We start from the raw sequence: 15,833 nt of genomic DNA, 5'->3' as shown, positions 1-15,833 counted from the left end.
TAATGACTGATACGCGTCGTTGGTTCTGGCTGGGCGGAGTCATTCTGCTGTGCCTGTTTGTCTGGTTGCTGCACGCCATCCTCACGCCGTTTCTGGTGGCGCTGTTGCTGGCGTACATGGGCGATCCGCTGGCGGATCGGCTGGAGAAACTGAAGATGTCGCGCACGCTCAGCGTGGTGACGGTGTTTGTGCTGTTCACGTTGATCTTCATGGGCTTGCTGCTGGTGCTGGTGCCGATGCTCGCCAAGCAGCTGTATCGCTTGTACGAACTGGCGCCGCAGATTCTCGACTGGTTGCAGCACACGGCATTGCCATGGACGCAGGCCAAGCTGGGCCTGGCGGACGGGTTCTGGAAGTTCGACAAGGTCAAGGCAGCGATTTCCGAGCACATGGGCCAGACAGGTGACATTGTCGGGATCGTGTTGTCGCAGGCCACGACGTCTACGCTCGCGCTGATCGGCTGGTTGACCAACCTGGTGCTGATTCCAGTGGTCTGCTTCTACTTGCTGCGTGACTGGGACGTGATGATGGCCAAGGTGCGCAGCCTGTTGCCGCGTCACCGCGAGAAGAAGATCGTGGCACTGGCCGACGAATGTCACGAGGTGCTGGGCGCGTTCATTCGTGGGCAATTGCTGGTGATGGTAGCGCTGGGCGTGATTTATGCGGCAGGTCTGATGCTGGTCGGGCTTGAACTGGGTCTGTTGATCGGCGTCATTGCGGGGCTGGCAGCGATCGTGCCGTACATGGGCTTCGTGATCGGTATCGGCTCGGCGATTCTGGCAGGCTTCTTCCAGTTTGGCGGCGACCTGTATCCGATGCTGGGCATCGTGGCGGTGTTCATGGTCGGTCAGGCGCTGGAAGGCATGGTGCTGACCCCGCTGCTGGTCGGTGATCGCATCGGGCTGCACCCTGTGGCGGTGATCTTCGCGATTCTGGCGGGTGGCGAGCTGTTTGGCTTCACCGGCATCCTGCTGGCCCTGCCAGTGGCGGCAGTGATCATGGTGTTGGTGCGTCACGTTCATGATGTGTACAAGGATTCAGACATCTATGGCGGGATGGAAGACCCGGATCTGTAATGTGCCGGGTCGGCGCTCAAGATTTTGTGGGGGCGAGCGTGCTCACGAACCCGACCCGGCGCACCCCCGCAGGTTTTGGAGTCGGCTGGCGGAGATGGGGGCTCGTCTTCACTATTAATGCCTTTCTTTCTCCCCGTAAACCGCGGCCCGGCCCGGCGTAGACGCAACCCTTTGATTTTGCAGGCGGTCTGGCGCATTGTGCCGTCCGCCTTGCGGGTATAAACTTTGCACACTTTACACAGAGGCCCCTTGGCGGTTCGTCACTGAACCGCCCAGCCAGCATGAAACCAGTTCAGCTGCCCCTGAGTGTGCGTCTGCGTGATGACGCCACCTTCATTAATTACTATCCAGGCGCCAATGCCGCTGCACTCGGCTACGTCGAGCGGCTGTGCGAAGCCGAGGCCGGCTGGACCGAAAGCCTGATCTACCTGTGGGGCAAGCAGGGAGTAGGGCGCACGCACCTTCTCCAGGCGGCGTGTCTGCGTTTCGAGCAGATGGGCGAGCCTGCCGTTTACCTGCCCATGGCCGAAGTCATTGATGAAGGCGTCGAGCTGTTCGACCACCTGGAACAGTACGAACTGGTCTGTCTGGACGACTTGCAGGCCGTGGTCGGCAAGCCGGAATGGGAAGAGGCCCTGTTTCACCTGTTCAATCGGCTGCGTGACAGCGGTCGTCGTTTGCTGATTGCAGCATCCTGTTCGCCCCGTGAACTGCCGGTCAAGCTGGCCGACCTGAAGTCGCGGCTCACCATGGCGCTGGTATTCCAGATGCGCCTGCTGTCCGACGAAGAAAAGCTCCGCGCACTGCAATTGCGCGCTTCACGCCGTGGGTTGCACCTGACCGACGAGGTCGGTCATTTCATCCTGACCCGTGGCAAGCGCAGCATGAGCGCGCTCTTCGACCTGCTCGAACAGCTGGATCAGGCGTCGCTGCAGGCCCAGCGCAAGCTGACCATTCCGTTCCTTAAAGAAACACTGGGTTGGTAGTGGGGCGCGTTCAATGAAGCAGCCCGTTGTCGATCCGGCCCTAGTGCGGCAGACGGCGGCGGCCCTGCGGCACGCCCAGCGTATTTTGATCATCACTGGCGCGGGCCTGTCCGCCGATTCCGGATTGCCGACGTACCGTGGCGTTGGCGGGCTCTACAACGGCCAGACCGACGACGGACTTCCCATCGAAATGGCGCTGTCCGGTCCGATGCTGCGTCGCGATCCTGCACTGTGCTGGAAATATATTGCCCAATTAGGCAGCGCTTGCCTGGGCGGACAGCCCAATGCGGCGCATTATGCGATCGCTCAATTGCAGCGACGCAAGCCTGAATGCTGGGTGCTGACGCAGAATGTCGACGGTTATCATCGCGCGGCAGGCAGTCCGCCCGAACGCCTGATCGAGATCCACGGGCAACTGGCACCGCTCTATTGTCAGTCTTGTGGCGCCAAAGATCCGCAGTTGAGCGAACATCTTCAACGACCATTACCGCCGTTGTGCGCACAGTGCCACGGTGTTTTGCGACCGCCGGTCGTCCTGTTTGAAGAGATGCTGCCAGAACTGGCATTGAACGTGCTGTATGAGGAGATGGCAAAAGGCTTTGACGCTGTTCTCAGCATCGGAACCACTGCCAGCTTCCCGTATATCCACGAGCCGATGCTGCGCACGCGGGTCGCGGGAGGCTTTACCGCCGAGATAAATCCCTCGTCGACCGATCACTCCATTCACATGGATGCGTTTCTGAGGTGTAGAGCCTTAGATGAGATGGAGGACCTGGTAAGTCACATTTGATTCGATTGAATTTGCAAATGATGACAATAGAAGGCATAGTCTCGGCTTCTTTACACCTTAGCCACGGTCGTGCCCATGCTAAATCGCTTCGCACCCCTCGTGCCTCTCGCACTCGTTTCGCTGTTGTTCGGCTGCGCGGCCCAGATGCCAGCGTCGCAACAGCAGTCGCAGAACCCGCAGTTCAAGGATTCTGTCACCGCGCAAACCGCTGCCAAACGTGCCGGTTATTCGACTTCCGTACTGGATGACGAAATCGCCACCGAAGACGAACTCGCCCAGTTCGCTGACAACAAGCCTTACCAGTTACCGGTACTGGCTGACAGCATCCTGGAGCGTGGCAAGTCGTTGATAGGGACCCGCTATCGTTTCGGCGGCACCTCGACCACTTCCGGTTTCGACTGCAGCGGTTTCATTGGCTACCTGTTCCGTGAAGAGGCTGGCATGAGCCTGCCACGTTCTTCGCGGGAGATGATCAACATCGATGCGCCCCTGGTAAAGCGTAACGACCTCAAGCCGGGCGATCTGCTGTTCTTCAGCACCGCGGGCCGCGGTCGCGTCAGCCACGCCGGCATCTATCTGGGTGATGATCAGTTCATACACTCCAGCAGCCGTCGCAGTGGTGGCGTTCGTGTCGACAGCCTCGACGACGCTTATTGGGCACGTACGTTTATCGAAGCCAAGCGCGCGCTGGCCATGGCACCTTCCAGGGTTCCGGAGACCACAACCGCGATGACCTCGACTACACTCAAGCGCCAACACCGTTAATACCGGGCGTGCAACCGGGAAAATCCTGATTGCACGCGGTTCCGGCTCCCGGCAGAGTAAGCCGCATCCCGCAAAGGTTGTTGTGTTTATGTCGTTTACGGTTCGCCTGGTTGTTGCTTCACTGGCTGTATTGCTGGCTGCATGTTCCAGCAATCCGCCGCCCTCCCGTCCCAAGGTCGTTTACAGGCCTGTGGTATCCGCTCCTTCCCAGTTTTCCTCTCCGGTCGCGGACGATGTGCTGGTGCGTGCCATTGGTCTGGTCGGCACGCCTTATCGATGGGGCGGCAATACGCCGGATTCCGGGTTTGATTGCAGTGGTTTGATCGGTTACGTGTATCAAGGCGCAGCGGGCATCACCCTGCCGCGTTCGACCCGCGACATGATTAACCTGCGCGGCCCGAATATCGATCGCAGCCAGTTGCAGACCGGCGATCTGGTGTTCTTTGCCACGGCCGGCGGGTCAACTGTCAGTCATGCCGGGATCTACGTGGGAGAAGGGCGCTTCGTGCACGCGCCGGCCACGGGGGGCACGGTCAAACTGGACAGTCTGGACAAGCCGTATTGGCAGAAAGCCTGGTTGAATGCCAAGCGAGTGATTACGCCTTCGAATCTGGCTCGGCAGTAAAGCCGGGTTAGGCGGTAAAGCCAGGCTGTATTGTCTGGTTTGCAGATCCGTTATCTGTGGTGGCGCTGCTTTGGCTTGGCCTGGGGGCCAAACTGTTCCGCCTTCGGCGGGTTACTTGAAAAGACACCAAGTAACCAAGTGTCTGGCTCCTGGCTTGGCTCCTCCTTCGTCGGAGTACCTTCACTCCGGCGACGCTCCGTGGGCCAGCGCTGAACGGACATCCATGTCCTTGCAGCGCTCTCGCGGCATCCCTGCCGCTCGGCCCACTGCGCGCCGCCTGCGTTCAGCCTGCACCCAAGTCGCGTTTTGTAGTGTCTGGACTTTCTCGGTATGAAGATCAAAAGCAGGAGCAGCTTGCAGTTCTGCTTTTGATTCTGCCGAAGGCGTAGGAGCTGCCGGGGTGGCGTTCCACCTTGTCCCGCGATCTGCCGGGAACCGGCAGCAAAACTGGTGCATGCGTCGTGTCTGATACAACCGGGTCGCCTGATTTTGCTGCCGCTACGCGCCAGATCGCGGGACAAGGTGGAACGCCACCCCGGACGCTCCTACAGTTTCGGCGTGAACCAGCAGCAGGCGGCATACCGCCAGATCGCGATCCTGGGTTTATCGAGACACTGAGTCTGCCCGCAGGGCAGGTTCGGTCAGGCACGATCTTTCTTCTGCCTGCAAGCCGTAGGAGCGTGGCTTGTCCCGCGATCTGCCGGGAACCGGCAGCAAAACCGGTACATGCGGTGTGTCAGGTACAACCGAATCGCCTGATTTTGCTACCGCTGCGCGCCAGATCGTCCGAGAGCGGTCCAGAGCAAGCTCACTCCCACAGGGGAAATGAGTTGCACAGGCTCGCTGCCCGCTTAAGGCGCTGTGGTCGATGCCTGAACCGTCCGCGCCGCTGTCACGCGCCAGATCTTGTTGCCGACGTCATCGGCGACCAACACCCCGCTATTGTTGTCGTTGACCACACCCACAGGACGACCCTGGGCTTTTTCGTTGGCGTCGAGGAAGCCGGTCAGCAGATCAACCGGTGTCCCGCTCGGCTTGCCATCCTTGAACGGTACGAACAGCACCTTGTAGCCACTGTGAGGTTTGCGGTTCCACGAGCCATGTTGGCCAACGAACAATCCTTCGTTGAATGGCGCCGGCAACGACTTGCCGTCCGCGAACGCCAATCCCAGCGAGGCGGTGTGTGGGCCGACCGCGAAATCTGGCGGTATCGCCTGCTGCACTTTTTCCGGGTTCTGCGGCGACACCCGGATATCCACGTGCTGACCGTAATAACTGAAGGGCCAGCCGTAGAATGCGCCGTCCTGTACGGAGGTCACGTAGTCGGGGACCAGGTCGCTGCCGATCTCGTCCCGCTCATTGACGGCTGTCCACAGTTTTCCGGTGTGCGGCTCCCAGTCCATGCCGTTGGGATTGCGCAGGCCTGAGGCGAAGATGCGGTGATTGCCGGTGGCGGCGTCGACTTCCCAGATCGCTGCGCGGCCTTCCTCCGCGTCGAGTCCGTTTTCACCCACATTGCTGTTCGACCCCACCGTGACGTACAGCTTGCTGCCGTCCTTGCTGGCGATGACGTTCTTGGTCCAGTGGTGGTTGATCGTGCCGCCCGGGAGATCCGTGACTTTCAGCGGCTCGCCCTTGATTGATGTCTCGCCCGGTTCGTAATTGAAGCGCAACAGACGGTCAGTGTCAGCGACATAGAAGTCATTGCCGACCAGGGTCATCCCAAACGGCGAGTTGAGGTGATCGATGAACACGGTGCGGGTTTCGGCGACGCCGTCGTGGTCTTTATCGCGCAACAGCGTAATGCGATTGGCGCTGGGAACGCCCGCGCCAGCGCGGCCCATGACTTTTTTCATGACCCAGCCGCGAATGCCTTTGCTGTCGTCTGGCTTGGGTGGGGCATTGGTTTCCGCCACCAGCACATCACCATTGGGCAAGACATAAAGCCAGCGGGGGTGATCGAGGTTTTCCGCGAATGCCGCGACCTGTGTCCCGGGAGCCGCGACGGGTTTGGCGCCGGCTGCCCAGCCGACCGCCGGGGCGATGTTCACGGTGGGGATCAGGGTCTTGTTCGGTTCCGGGAGCTTGGGGGACGGGCCGGTGCCGTCCGAGACCTGCAACCTGGACGACTCGCCGCACGCTGCGAGCCCTCCGGCGACCAACAGTAAAACCACCATCTGGGGTGTGAGCTTGAACATGATCGATCTCCGCTTGCTCGCAGTGAGGCATCAGGCAGTCATGCAAAGGCATGTACAGGAATAGAGGCGTGGCTGAGCGGTGGGTTCAACCGCTCGCTCAATTGCGGCATGGCGTGCCGCTTTGATTGACGCTCTGGAGTCAACCCTCTAACCTTCGCCGATTGTTTCAGGTGCCCGCGACCACGGTCGATCAACAGGGTGAAACAGGGAAGCCGGTGCGCGCATTTCACGCTCAATCCCGGCACTGCCTCCGCAACGGTAAATGAGTCAAGGTCACGCACGATGCCACTGTGTTCGTCGAACATGGGAAGGCGCGTGGCTTGTGTTTCAACTCATGAGTCCGGAGACCGGCCTGATCCATTCAACCAGCATCTCGGAGGGCGGTGCTCTGCGCGGGTCCGGACTTTGTCTCCTGGGCCTGCTGTCAGTCTTTGCCTGTGCCCTCCGTTTGCCACACATGCCCTCAAGCGGAGAGCTGAGATGAGCGAATCCCCCGAACGCGACGAACGCCACCTGGCGCGCATGTTGCGCAAAAAGGCAGTAATGGACGAGCGCATCGCCAGCGCCCCGAATGAATGCGGTCTGCTGCTGGTGTTGACCGGCAATGGCAAGGGCAAGAGCAGTTCCGCCTTCGGCATGCTGGCGCGGGCGATGGGGCATGGCATGCAGTGCGGCGTGGTGCAATTCATCAAGGGCCGCAATGCCACGGGCGAAGAACTGTTCTTCCGCCGCTTCCCCGAGCAAGTGCGTTATCACGTGATGGGCGAGGGCTTTACCTGGGAAACCCAGGACCGCCAGCGCGACATCGCCGCCGCCGAAGCCGCCTGGGCCGTCACCCGGCAATTACTCACTGACCCGAGCATCGGTCTGGTGATCCTCGACGAACTGAATATCGCCCTCAAGCACGGTTACCTCGACCTGGAGCAGGTCCTGAGCGATCTGCAGGCGCGCCCGCCGATGCAGCACGTCGTCATCACAGGGCGTGGCGCCAAGCAGGAATTGATCGACCTGTCCGACACCGTGTCCGAAATCGGCGTGGTGAAGCATGCGTTCCAGGCCGGTATCAAGGCACAGAAGGGCATCGAACTGTGAGTGAGCGCCTGCCTCGGCAATGCCCGGCGGTGTTGATCGCCGCGCCTGCGTCCGGTCAGGGCAAGACCACGGTCACCGCGGCCCTGGCACGTCTGCACCGCAATCAGGGACGCAAGGTTCGCGTGTTCAAATGCGGACCGGATTTTCTTGACCCGATGATCCTCGAGCGCGCCAGCGGCAATCCGGTGTACCAACTGGACATGTGGATGGTGGGCGAAGACGAGAGCCGTCGTTTGCTGTGGGAGGCCGCCGACGAGGCTGACCTCATCCTTATCGAAGGCGTCATGGGGCTATTTGACGGCACGCCGTCCAGTGCCGATCTGGCGAGGCATTTCGGCGTGCCTGTGCTGGGCGTCATCGACGGCACGGCCATGGCGCAGACCTTCGGCGCGCTCGCCTTGGGGCTGGCGCGTTACCAAGCGGATTTGCCGTTCGCCGGCGTCCTGGCCAACCGGGTTGGAACGGTGCGCCATGCACAGCTGCTTGAAGGCAGTCTGACCGAAGGCTTGCGTTGGTATGGCGCGCTGTCGCGGGAAACCGGTATCGAGTTGCCGAGCCGTCACCTGGGGCTGGTGCAGGCCAGTGAGCTGAATGATCTGGACGTGCGTCTGGACGCGGCCGCCGACGCATTGGCCAGCACCTGCGATGCGACGCTGCCGCCTGCCGTGACGTTCACTGCGCCTGATTTCGTACCGGCGGAACCCTTGCTGGCGGGGGTGTGCATCGCCGTCGCGCATGACGAAGCGTTTGCGTTCACCTATGGCGCCAGCCTCGATGTGCTGCGTGCGATGGGGGCTGAACTCTCGTTCTTCTCGCCGATTCGGGACACACGGATCCCAGACGCTGACAGTCTTTACCTGCCTGGCGGATACCCGGAGTTGCATCATGTGGCGCTGGGGCAGAACGTCCCGATGCTCGACGCGATCCGGGCTCACCATGGCGCGGGCAAGCCGCTGCTCGCCGAGTGTGGCGGCATGCTCTACCTGCTGAAGGCGCTGACCGATGTCGACGGCCAACGGGCGGAACTGGTGGGCTTGCTCGACGGCGAGGCGGTGATGCAGAAACGTCTGGCGGCCTTGGCGCTGCAAACAGTGGAACTGCCGGAAGGCACGCTGCGTGGGCACACCTATCACCACTCGCTGACCAGCACCGAGCTGACCCCGATTGCCCGAGGCGTCAGCCCCAACGGCGGTCGTGGCGCCGAAGCCGTCTATCGAGACGGCAGGCTGACGGCCTCGTACGTGCACTTTTATTTCCCGTCCAATCCCCAGGCGACGGCGGCGCTGTTCTTGCCATGAATCAGTGTTCGAGCTCCCAAGGGACATTGTCTTCCGGCCGAATCCCCAAACCCTGTGGGGGGCGGCAGTGCAGATTTTTACATCCGGGCAGACAGGCTCATGACTGACAACGCCTTCAGCGACGAAGAACGCGCGGCCGTTTACCGGGCCATTGCCGAGCGTCGGGACATGCGTCATTTCAGCGGTGGCTCGGTGCCGCCCGAGCAGTTGTCACGGCTGCTCGAAGCCGCCCATCACGCGCCCAGTGTCGGTTTGATGCAGCCGTGGCGATTCATCCGCATCACTGACCGTCAATTGCGTGCACGGATTCAGGCGCAGGTCGAAGAGGAGCGGATGCGCACAGCCGAAGCGCTGGGCGAGCGCTCCGACGACTTCATGAAGCTCAAGGTCGAAGGCATCAACGATTGCGCCGAAGTGCTGGTCGCTGCGTTGATGGATGACCGCGAGAAACACATCTTCGGACGACGTACGTTGCCGGAGATGGACCTGGCGTCGTTGTCCTGCGCAATCCAGAACCTGTGGCTGGCAGCGCGTGCCGAAGGACTGGGCATGGGCTGGGTGTCGCTGTTCGACCCGGTTTGCCTCGGCCAATTGCTGGAGATGCCAACCGGTTCAAAACCCTTGGCGATTCTGTGCCTGGGACCGGTCAAGGATTTCTACCCGGCGCCGATGCTGGTACTGGAGGGCTGGGCGCAGGCGCGTCCGCTGCAGGATCTGGTTTACGAGAACAAATGGGGAGTGAGTCCATGAGTGTGGCGTTGTTGAGCGTCGCCGGGGTTGCGCTGGATGCGCTGCTCGGCGAGCCGAAACGAAACCACCCGCTGGTGGCGTTCGGGCGTTACGCCGAGCGCATCGAGCAACGTTTCAACGCAGGCGGTCGCGGCTGGCGCAGCCATGGCGTGACGGCCTGGTTCATCGCTGTCGTTCCGCTGACCCTGCTGATCACCTTTTTCAGTTGGCTGCCCTACATCGGCTGGCTGGTGGAGGTGGCGGCGCTGTACTGCGCGCTCGGCCTGCGCAGCCTGGGCGAGCATGTGGAGCCTGTGGCTCAGGCATTGCGCGAGGACAATCTGGAAGAAGCCCGCCGTCGTGTGGGGTATCTGGTCAGTCGCCAGACCGCTGAGCTCGATGCCACCGAAGTCGCCCGCGCCGCCACCGAGTCGGTGCTGGAGAATGGCAGCGACGCCGTGTTTGCGGCCATCTTCTGGTTCGCAGTCCTGGGGGCGCCCGGCGTCGTGCTCTACCGTCTGAGCAACACGCTGGACGCGATGTGGGGGTATCGCAACGAGCGCTTCGAGCGTTTCGGCTGGGCCTCGGCAAAGATCGACGATCTGCTTAACTACATCCCTGCGCGGCTTGTGGCGTTGACTTACGCGCTCTTGGGTAAGACCCGGCTTGCCTTGCGCTGCTGGCGGACCCAGGCGCCGAAATGGGACAGCCCGAACGCAGGTCCCGTGATGGCGGCAGGCGCCGGTGCGCTGGGCGTCGAGCTGGGCGGTGCGGCGGTCTATCACGGCGAACTGCATCAGCGCCCGACATTGGGCGAAGGCGTAGCCGCCGACGCAACCTCCATTGACCGGGGTTGGCAACTGGTGCAGCGCGGCGTCTGGTTGTGGCTGCTGATCCTCTGTCTGGGAACTGAATTCTATGCTTGAGCATGGCGGCCGATTACGCGGTGCGGTAGCGAAGTACGGCATTGCCGAGGACGACTGGCTCGATCTGTCCAGCGGCATCGCTCCGTGGGCCTGGCCGATTCCTTCCATCCCCGCGTCGGCGTGGGCGCGTCTCCCGGAAACCGATGACGGTCTGGAGAGCGCAGCCCGGTTGTATTACGGCGCCCCCGACCTGCTTCCGGTCGCCGGTTCGCAAGCGGCCATCCAGGCGTTGCCGCGTCTGCGTCAGGCGGGCAAGGTCGGCGTGTTGTCGCCCTGTTACGCTGAACACGCCGAAGCGTGGCGCGGCAGCGGCTTCCTGGTGCGCGAGGTGCTGGAGCATGAAGTCGAGCGCTTCATCGATGCGCTCGACGTGCTGGTGGTGGTCAACCCGAACAACCCCACGGGCTTGAGCCTGCCACCGGAGCGTCTGCTGGAATGGCACGCGAGACTGGCGCAGCGCGGCGGCTGGCTGGTGGTGGACGAGGCGTTCATGGACAACACGCCGCAATTGAGTCTGGCGGCAGAAACCCAACGTCCCGGGCTGATCGTGCTGCGCTCGTTCGGCAAGTTTTTCGGCCTGGCGGGCGTTCGTCTCGGTTTTGTCCTGGCCGAGTCGCGCTTTCTCAAGGTGCTGGCCAGGCAGATCGGGCCGTGGTCGGTCAGCGGGCCGACGCGCGTGCTAGGGCAGGCGTGCCTGGACGATGCCGAAGGGCATCGCAGGCAGCGCGAGCGAACGGAGCAGGCCAGTCAACGGCTTGCGACGTTGTTGGCGCTTCACGGGTTTGCACCGCAAGGCGGCTGCGCGCTGTTTCAGTGGTTGATCACGCCCTTGGCCGCTGAGCTGCATGAGTTCTGTGCGAAACGCGGCATTTTGCTGCGCATCTTTCTGAACGCCGGGCCGCACAACAGCAGCCTGAGGTTTGGCCTTCCCTGTGAAGAAGCTGACTGGCAGCGACTGGAACAAGCCTTGAGCGAATTTTCCCGGGAGCGTGCATGAACACTCCGAAAACCGGCAAGACCCTGATGGTGCAAGGCACCACGTCGGATGCCGGCAAGAGCACGCTGGTGACCGCGCTGTGCCGCTGGCTGACCCGTCAGGGGGTGCGCACCGTGCCGTTCAAGCCGCAGAACATGGCGCTCAACAGCGCCGTCACCGCAGACGGTGGCGAGATCGGGCGCGCCCAGGCCGTGCAGGCCCAGGCCTGTCACCTTGAACCGCACACCGACATGAACCCGGTCCTGCTCAAACCCAACAGCGACACCGGCGCGCAAGTGATCATCCACGGTCGCGCGGTGACCACCATGAACGCCGTGGCTTATCACGATTACAAAGCGATCGCGATGAAAGCGGTGCTGGCGTCACATCAACGGTTGAGCGAACACTGGTCAGTGGTGATGGTGGAGGGCGCAGGCTCGCCGGCCGAAATCAATCTGCGCGCGGGTGACATCGCCAACATGGGCTTCGCCGAAGCCGTGGATTGCCCGGTTTTGCTGGTGGCCGACATCAACCGGGGTGGGGTGTTCGCCCATCTGGTCGGCACCCTTGAACTGCTGTCGCCCAGCGAACAGGCGCGGGTGAAAGGCTTCGTCATCAACCGTTTTCGCGGGGATATCGCGTTGTTGCAACCGGGCCTCGACTGGCTGGAACAGCGCACCGGCAAACCGGTGGTGGGTGTGTTGCCCTATGTGATGGATTTGCACCTTGAGGCCGAAGACGGCCTGGATCAGCGCCAGACCGACAAGGCCGAACAGGTGCTCAACGTTATCGTGCCGGTGCTTCCACGTATCAGCAACCACACCGATTTCGACCCGTTGCGCCTGCACCCGCAAGTGAACCTGCAATTCATCGGGCCCGGTCAGCCGATTTCTGCGGCCGACCTGATCATCCTGCCGGGTTCCAAGAGTGTGCGCAGCGACCTGACCTACTTGCGCCATAACGGATGGGACACCGCCATCAGCCGTCACTTGCGCTACGGCGGCAAGGTGCTGGGCATCTGCGGTGGGTTGCAGATGCTGGGCGAGGAACTGCACGATCCGCAGGGCCTTGAGGGCGCAGCAGGATCAAGTCCCGGCCTGGGATTACTGCCTATGAGCACCGTGCTGGAACAGGAAAAACAGCTGCGCAACGTGCACGGCCGCCTGACTCTGGAAGGTGCGGAGGTCAGCGGTTATGAAATTCATGCGGGCGTGACGACGGGGCCGGCGCTGGAGAACCCGTTGGTGCAACTCAGCGATGGCCGTTGCGACGGTGCACGCAGTGCCGACGACCAGGTGCTGGGTACCTATCTGCACGGGCTGTTCGAAAACCCGGCATCCAGCAGTGCGATGCTGCGCTGGGCCGGTTTGCAGAACGTGCAAACGGTGGATTACCACGCCCTGCGCGAGCGAGACATCGAGCGCCTGGCCGACCTGGTGGAAAAGCATCTGGATGGCCCGTTGCTGCGTGAACTCTGCGGACTGGAGCCAGCCTGATGCTGCAATTGATTCTGGGCGGCGCACGATCCGGCAAAAGTCGGCTGGCGGAAAAGCTCGCCAGCGACAGCGGGTTTGAGGTGATGTACATCGCCACCAGTCAACCACTGGACGGTGAAATGAATCAACGCGTGGCGCTGCACCGTCAGCGTCGGCCGGACCACTGGGGGTTGATCGAAGAACCGGTGGAACTGGCGCGTGTATTAAAGGAAAGCGCGGGGCCGGGCCGATGCCTGCTGGTGGACTGCCTGACCCTGTGGCTGACCAATCTGCTGATGCTGGACGATCCGCAGCGACTGGCGCAGGAGCGCGAAGCTCTACTCGATTGCCTGGCCGAACTGCCCGGCAAAATCATTTTCGTCAGCAACGAAACCGGGCTGGGCGTCGTGCCGCTCGGTGAACTGACCCGTCGTTATGTCGATGAAGCCGGCGCGCTGCATCAGGCGTTGGCCGAGCGTTGCCAGCGCGTGGTGTTCACCGTCGCCGGACTGCCCATGACCTTGAAAGGATCCGCACTATGAGTAATGCCTGGTGGCTCGCGCCCGCACGAGAAGTCGACGAAGACAGCCGCGAGCAGGCGCTGGCCCGACAGCAACAATTGACCAAACCGACCGGTTCACTGGGCCAACTGGAAGCGGTGGCCTTGCAACTGGCCGGTCTGCAAGGCCGTGTGAAACCGAGCGTTGGCAACGTCTGGATCGCGATTTTTGCCGGAGATCACGGCGTGGTCGCCGAAGGTGTTTCGGCCTATCCGCAGGCCGTCACCGGGCAAATGCTGCACAACTTCATCATGGGCGGCGCGGCGATCAGCGTGCTGGCCAGACAACTGTCCGCGCAACTGGACGTGGTGGATCTCGGCACCGTGTCGCCGCTGAATCTGCCCGGCGTCCGTCATCTCAATCTGGGGGCCGGGACTGCCAACTTCGCCAACGGGCCGGCGATGACCCAGGCGCAACTGGAGGCCGCGCTGGCTGGCGGCCGCGACAGCGTGCTTCGGGCCAAGGCGGCCAATACCGAGTTGTTCATTGGCGGCGAGATGGGCATTGGCAACACCACAGCGGCCAGCGCGGTGGCGTGCTCGCTGCTCAATTGCCCGGTAGCGTTGCTGGTTGGCCCTGGCACGGGGCTGGATGCACAGGGCGTCCAGCACAAGGCGAGGGTGATCGAACAGGCGCTGCAACTGCACGCTGGACAGACCGGGGACGCGTTGGGCAGCCTGCGCGCGATGGGTGGTTTCGAAATGGCGGCGCTCGTGGGCGCTTATCTGGCATGCGCACAGGAAGGTATTGCCGTGCTGGTTGACGGCTTCATCTGCACGGTGGCCGCGCTGGTGGCGGTGCGTATCAATCCTTCGTGTCGTCAGTGGTTGTTCTTCGGTCACCGTGGCGCCGAGCCAGGTCATCGCCACGTACTCGAAACGTTGCAGGCCGAGCCACTGCTGGAACTGGGGCTTCGACTGGGCGAGGGCAGTGGCGCTGCGTTGGCCGTGCCGTTGCTACGGCTGGCCTGTGAACTGCACAACGGCATGGCGACGTTCGCTGAAGCGGCCGTGGCGGACCGTCCGGCATGACCTTGCGCCTTGACCTGCTGCGTCACGGAGAGACAGCGCTCAGCGGCGGTCTGCGCGGCAGTCTGGATGATGCCCTGACCGACCTCGGCTGGCAGCAGATGCGTGCGGCGGTAACCGAGGCGGGGTCTTGGGATCGAATCGTGAGTTCGCCGCTGCAACGTTGCGCCCGGTTCGCTGAAGAGCTGTCGATGCGGCTGTCTTTGCCCTTGCACCTGGAAAGCGATCTGCAGGAGTTGCATTTCGGCGACTGGGAAGGGATCGGCACCGCACAATTGATGGAGACTGACGCTAAAGGTCTGGGCTGTTTCTGGGAAAACCCCTACACCTTCACGCCGCCCAATGGCGAACCCGTGTTGGCCTTTTCCGAACGGGTCCTGCGTGCGGTGGCGCGATTGCAGCTTCACCATGAAGGCGAGCGCATGCTGGTGGTGAGTCACGGCGGGGTCATGCGCCTGCTACTGGCTCAAGCCCGAGGGCTGCCTCGTGAACAACTGCTGCAAGTGGTCGTCGGTCATGGTGCCGTGTTCAGCCTGGATGTCGCGGCTGACGGCTCGTTGGCGGAGGTCTAGATGCTGCCGTTCTGGATCGCCTTGCAATTTCTCAGCAGCTTGCCGATTCGCTTGCCGGGCATGCCAGCGCAGAGGGAGCTGGGTAGATCGCTGTTGTTCTATCCGGTCGTGGGCTTGCTGTTGGGTTCCGTGCTGATGGCGCTGAATCTGCTGCTCGACGGCGCACCGCTGTTGCTGCACGCCGCCCTGTTGCTGGCGGCCTGGGTGTGGCTCAGCGGCGGTTTGCACCTGGATGGGCTGGCGGACAGCGCCGATGCCTGGCTCGGCGGATTCGGGGACCGTGAACGGACCCTGACGATCATGAAAGACCCTCGCAGCGGGCCGATCGCGGTGGTGACGCTGGTGATTGTATTGCTGCTGAAATTCACGGCGCTGGTGGCCTTGATCGAGGCTCACCACAGTCCGGGATTGCTGCTGGCGCCGGTCATCGGTCGGGCGGCGATGCTGGGGTTATTCCTCAATACGCCCTACGTGCGCGCGGGCGGGTTGGGCCAGGCATTGGCCGATTACCTGCCGCGGCCGCTGGGGTTCAAGGTGCTGGGGATCACTGCCATCGCCTGCGTGCTGATCGCCGGCTGGACGGGTGTAACAGCGGTGCTGGCCGCGACAGTCGGATTTTTCTGGCTGCGGCGACTGATGATCCGGCGCCTGGGCGGCAGTACAGGGGACACGGCCGGAGCGACGCTGGAGCTGCTTGAGGTGCTGGTCCTGGTGGTGTTGGCGCTGTCGGTCTGATC

The 15,833-nt window shown here is 62.4% G+C and carries 16 protein-coding genes and 1 riboswitch; of the genes, 15 read left to right on the top strand and 1 reads right to left on the bottom strand.

Going from position 1 to position 15,833, the window contains the following annotated elements:
- The first annotated feature begins 2 nt into the window (after nucleotides 1-2).
- The 5 genes from BMY73_RS14210 to BMY73_RS14190 all read left to right on the top strand — a co-directional run bounded on the left by BMY73_RS14210 (nucleotide 3) and on the right by BMY73_RS14190 (nucleotide 4,242).
- A complete protein-coding gene (locus BMY73_RS14210; protein WP_062380064.1) occupies nucleotides 3-1,076 on the top strand; it encodes an AI-2E family transporter in 1,074 nt (357 codons plus the stop codon).
- Between the two features lie 281 nt (nucleotides 1,077-1,357).
- Nucleotides 1,358-2,062, top strand: coding sequence for a DnaA regulatory inactivator Hda (gene hda / locus BMY73_RS14205; RefSeq protein ID WP_062380066.1), 705 nt, complete (start codon nucleotides 1,358-1,360; stop codon nucleotides 2,060-2,062).
- Between the two features lie 13 nt (nucleotides 2,063-2,075).
- Nucleotides 2,076-2,852: an NAD-dependent deacylase gene (locus BMY73_RS14200; protein ID WP_092407831.1), complete on the top strand. Its 777-nt coding sequence runs from the start codon at nucleotides 2,076-2,078 to the stop codon at nucleotides 2,850-2,852.
- A gap of 75 nt (nucleotides 2,853-2,927) precedes the next feature.
- Nucleotides 2,928-3,617, top strand: coding sequence for a C40 family peptidase (locus tag BMY73_RS14195; protein WP_062380069.1), 690 nt, complete (start codon nucleotides 2,928-2,930; stop codon nucleotides 3,615-3,617).
- Nucleotides 3,618-3,705: 88 nt separating this feature from the next.
- Nucleotides 3,706-4,242, top strand: a complete 537-nt coding sequence (locus BMY73_RS14190; protein ID WP_062380071.1) for a C40 family peptidase — start codon at nucleotides 3,706-3,708, stop codon at nucleotides 4,240-4,242.
- A gap of 851 nt (nucleotides 4,243-5,093) precedes the next feature.
- On the opposite strand, the gene BMY73_RS14185 is transcribed toward BMY73_RS14190, so the two are convergent.
- A complete protein-coding gene (locus tag BMY73_RS14185; protein ID WP_092407829.1) occupies nucleotides 5,094-6,440 on the bottom strand; it encodes a PQQ-dependent sugar dehydrogenase in 1,347 nt (448 codons plus the stop codon).
- Between the two features lie 151 nt (nucleotides 6,441-6,591).
- Nucleotides 6,592-6,811: riboswitch (cobalamin riboswitch) on the top strand.
- A gap of 109 nt (nucleotides 6,812-6,920) precedes the next feature.
- Between BMY73_RS14185 and cobO the strand changes: the two genes are divergently transcribed.
- The 10 genes from cobO (at nucleotide 6,921) to BMY73_RS14135 (ending at nucleotide 15,831) form a co-directional block, all read left to right on the top strand.
- A complete protein-coding gene (gene cobO / locus BMY73_RS14180; RefSeq protein ID WP_062380075.1) occupies nucleotides 6,921-7,532 on the top strand; it encodes a cob(I)yrinic acid a,c-diamide adenosyltransferase in 612 nt (203 codons plus the stop codon).
- A complete protein-coding gene (locus tag BMY73_RS14175; RefSeq protein ID WP_092407827.1) occupies nucleotides 7,529-8,830 on the top strand; it encodes a cobyrinic acid a,c-diamide synthase CobB in 1,302 nt (433 codons plus the stop codon). Before cobO ends, BMY73_RS14175 begins: the two co-directional genes overlap by 4 nt.
- A 99-nt stretch (nucleotides 8,831-8,929) precedes the next feature.
- Nucleotides 8,930-9,580 (top strand): 5,6-dimethylbenzimidazole synthase, encoded by a 651-nt coding sequence (bluB, locus tag BMY73_RS14170; RefSeq protein WP_092407825.1) that lies wholly within the window; start codon nucleotides 8,930-8,932, stop codon nucleotides 9,578-9,580.
- Nucleotides 9,577-10,485, top strand: coding sequence for an adenosylcobinamide-phosphate synthase CbiB (cbiB, locus tag BMY73_RS14165; RefSeq protein WP_092407823.1), 909 nt, complete (start codon nucleotides 9,577-9,579; stop codon nucleotides 10,483-10,485). The genes bluB and cbiB overlap by 4 nt, the downstream gene beginning before the upstream one ends.
- Nucleotides 10,478-11,482, top strand: coding sequence for a threonine-phosphate decarboxylase CobD (cobD, locus tag BMY73_RS14160; RefSeq protein WP_092407821.1), 1,005 nt, complete (start codon nucleotides 10,478-10,480; stop codon nucleotides 11,480-11,482). The genes cbiB and cobD overlap by 8 nt, the downstream gene beginning before the upstream one ends.
- Nucleotides 11,479-12,957: a cobyric acid synthase gene (locus tag BMY73_RS14155; RefSeq protein WP_092407819.1), complete on the top strand. Its 1,479-nt coding sequence runs from the start codon at nucleotides 11,479-11,481 to the stop codon at nucleotides 12,955-12,957. Before cobD ends, BMY73_RS14155 begins: the two co-directional genes overlap by 4 nt.
- On the top strand, nucleotides 12,957-13,478 hold the full coding sequence (cobU, locus tag BMY73_RS14150; protein ID WP_092407817.1) for a bifunctional adenosylcobinamide kinase/adenosylcobinamide-phosphate guanylyltransferase: 522 nt from the start codon (nucleotides 12,957-12,959) through the stop codon (nucleotides 13,476-13,478). Before BMY73_RS14155 ends, cobU begins: the two co-directional genes overlap by 1 nt.
- Nucleotides 13,475-14,527 carry a nicotinate-nucleotide--dimethylbenzimidazole phosphoribosyltransferase gene (gene cobT, locus BMY73_RS14145; RefSeq protein WP_092407815.1) on the top strand — a complete coding sequence of 351 codons (1,053 nt, stop codon included), beginning with the start codon at nucleotides 13,475-13,477 and terminating at the stop codon, nucleotides 14,525-14,527. Before cobU ends, cobT begins: the two co-directional genes overlap by 4 nt.
- A complete protein-coding gene (gene cobC, locus BMY73_RS14140) occupies nucleotides 14,524-15,096 on the top strand; it encodes an alpha-ribazole phosphatase family protein (RefSeq protein ID WP_092407813.1) in 573 nt (190 codons plus the stop codon). Before cobT ends, cobC begins: the two co-directional genes overlap by 4 nt.
- The gene (locus BMY73_RS14135; protein WP_092407811.1) at nucleotides 15,097-15,831 is read left to right on the top strand and encodes an adenosylcobinamide-GDP ribazoletransferase; all 735 of its coding nucleotides are present in this window, start codon (nucleotides 15,097-15,099) and stop codon (nucleotides 15,829-15,831) included.
- The last annotated feature ends 2 nt before the right edge of the window (nucleotides 15,832-15,833 follow it).

The organism is Pseudomonas sp. NFACC02, from assembly GCF_900110765.1.
Lineage (GTDB): Bacteria > Pseudomonadota > Gammaproteobacteria > Pseudomonadales > Pseudomonadaceae > Aquipseudomonas.
Note: the sequence above shows the minus strand (reverse complement) of the source record. Positions and strands in the feature narration are given on the sequence as shown.

What these genes read in the sequence shown, in the direction of transcription:
- cbiB (WP_092407823.1), top strand. Translation starts at nt 9,577, where the DNA reads ATGAGTGTGGCGTTGTTGAGCGTCGCCGGGGTTGCGCTGGATGCGCTG.
- cobT (WP_092407815.1), top strand. Translation starts at nt 13,475, where the DNA reads ATGAGTAATGCCTGGTGGCTCGCGCCCGCACGAGAAGTCGACGAAGAC.
- hda (WP_062380066.1), top strand. Translation starts at nt 1,358, where the DNA reads ATGAAACCAGTTCAGCTGCCCCTGAGTGTGCGTCTGCGTGATGACGCC.
- BMY73_RS14210 (WP_062380064.1), top strand. Translation starts at nt 3, where the DNA reads ATGACTGATACGCGTCGTTGGTTCTGGCTGGGCGGAGTCATTCTGCTG.
- BMY73_RS14195 (WP_062380069.1), top strand. Translation starts at nt 2,928, where the DNA reads ATGCTAAATCGCTTCGCACCCCTCGTGCCTCTCGCACTCGTTTCGCTG.
- BMY73_RS14190 (WP_062380071.1), top strand. Translation starts at nt 3,706, where the DNA reads ATGTCGTTTACGGTTCGCCTGGTTGTTGCTTCACTGGCTGTATTGCTG.
- cobD (WP_092407821.1), top strand. Translation starts at nt 10,478, where the DNA reads ATGCTTGAGCATGGCGGCCGATTACGCGGTGCGGTAGCGAAGTACGGC.
- cobU (WP_092407817.1), top strand. Translation starts at nt 12,957, where the DNA reads ATGCTGCAATTGATTCTGGGCGGCGCACGATCCGGCAAAAGTCGGCTG.
- BMY73_RS14155 (WP_092407819.1), top strand. Translation starts at nt 11,479, where the DNA reads ATGAACACTCCGAAAACCGGCAAGACCCTGATGGTGCAAGGCACCACG.
- BMY73_RS14200 (WP_092407831.1), top strand. Translation starts at nt 2,076, where the DNA reads ATGAAGCAGCCCGTTGTCGATCCGGCCCTAGTGCGGCAGACGGCGGCG.
- BMY73_RS14185 (WP_092407829.1), bottom strand. Translation starts at nt 6,440, where the DNA reads ATGTTCAAGCTCACACCCCAGATGGTGGTTTTACTGTTGGTCGCCGGA.
- bluB (WP_092407825.1), top strand. Translation starts at nt 8,930, where the DNA reads ATGACTGACAACGCCTTCAGCGACGAAGAACGCGCGGCCGTTTACCGG.
- BMY73_RS14135 (WP_092407811.1), top strand. Translation starts at nt 15,097, where the DNA reads ATGCTGCCGTTCTGGATCGCCTTGCAATTTCTCAGCAGCTTGCCGATT.
- cobO (WP_062380075.1), top strand. Translation starts at nt 6,921, where the DNA reads ATGAGCGAATCCCCCGAACGCGACGAACGCCACCTGGCGCGCATGTTG.
- cobC (WP_092407813.1), top strand. Translation starts at nt 14,524, where the DNA reads ATGACCTTGCGCCTTGACCTGCTGCGTCACGGAGAGACAGCGCTCAGC.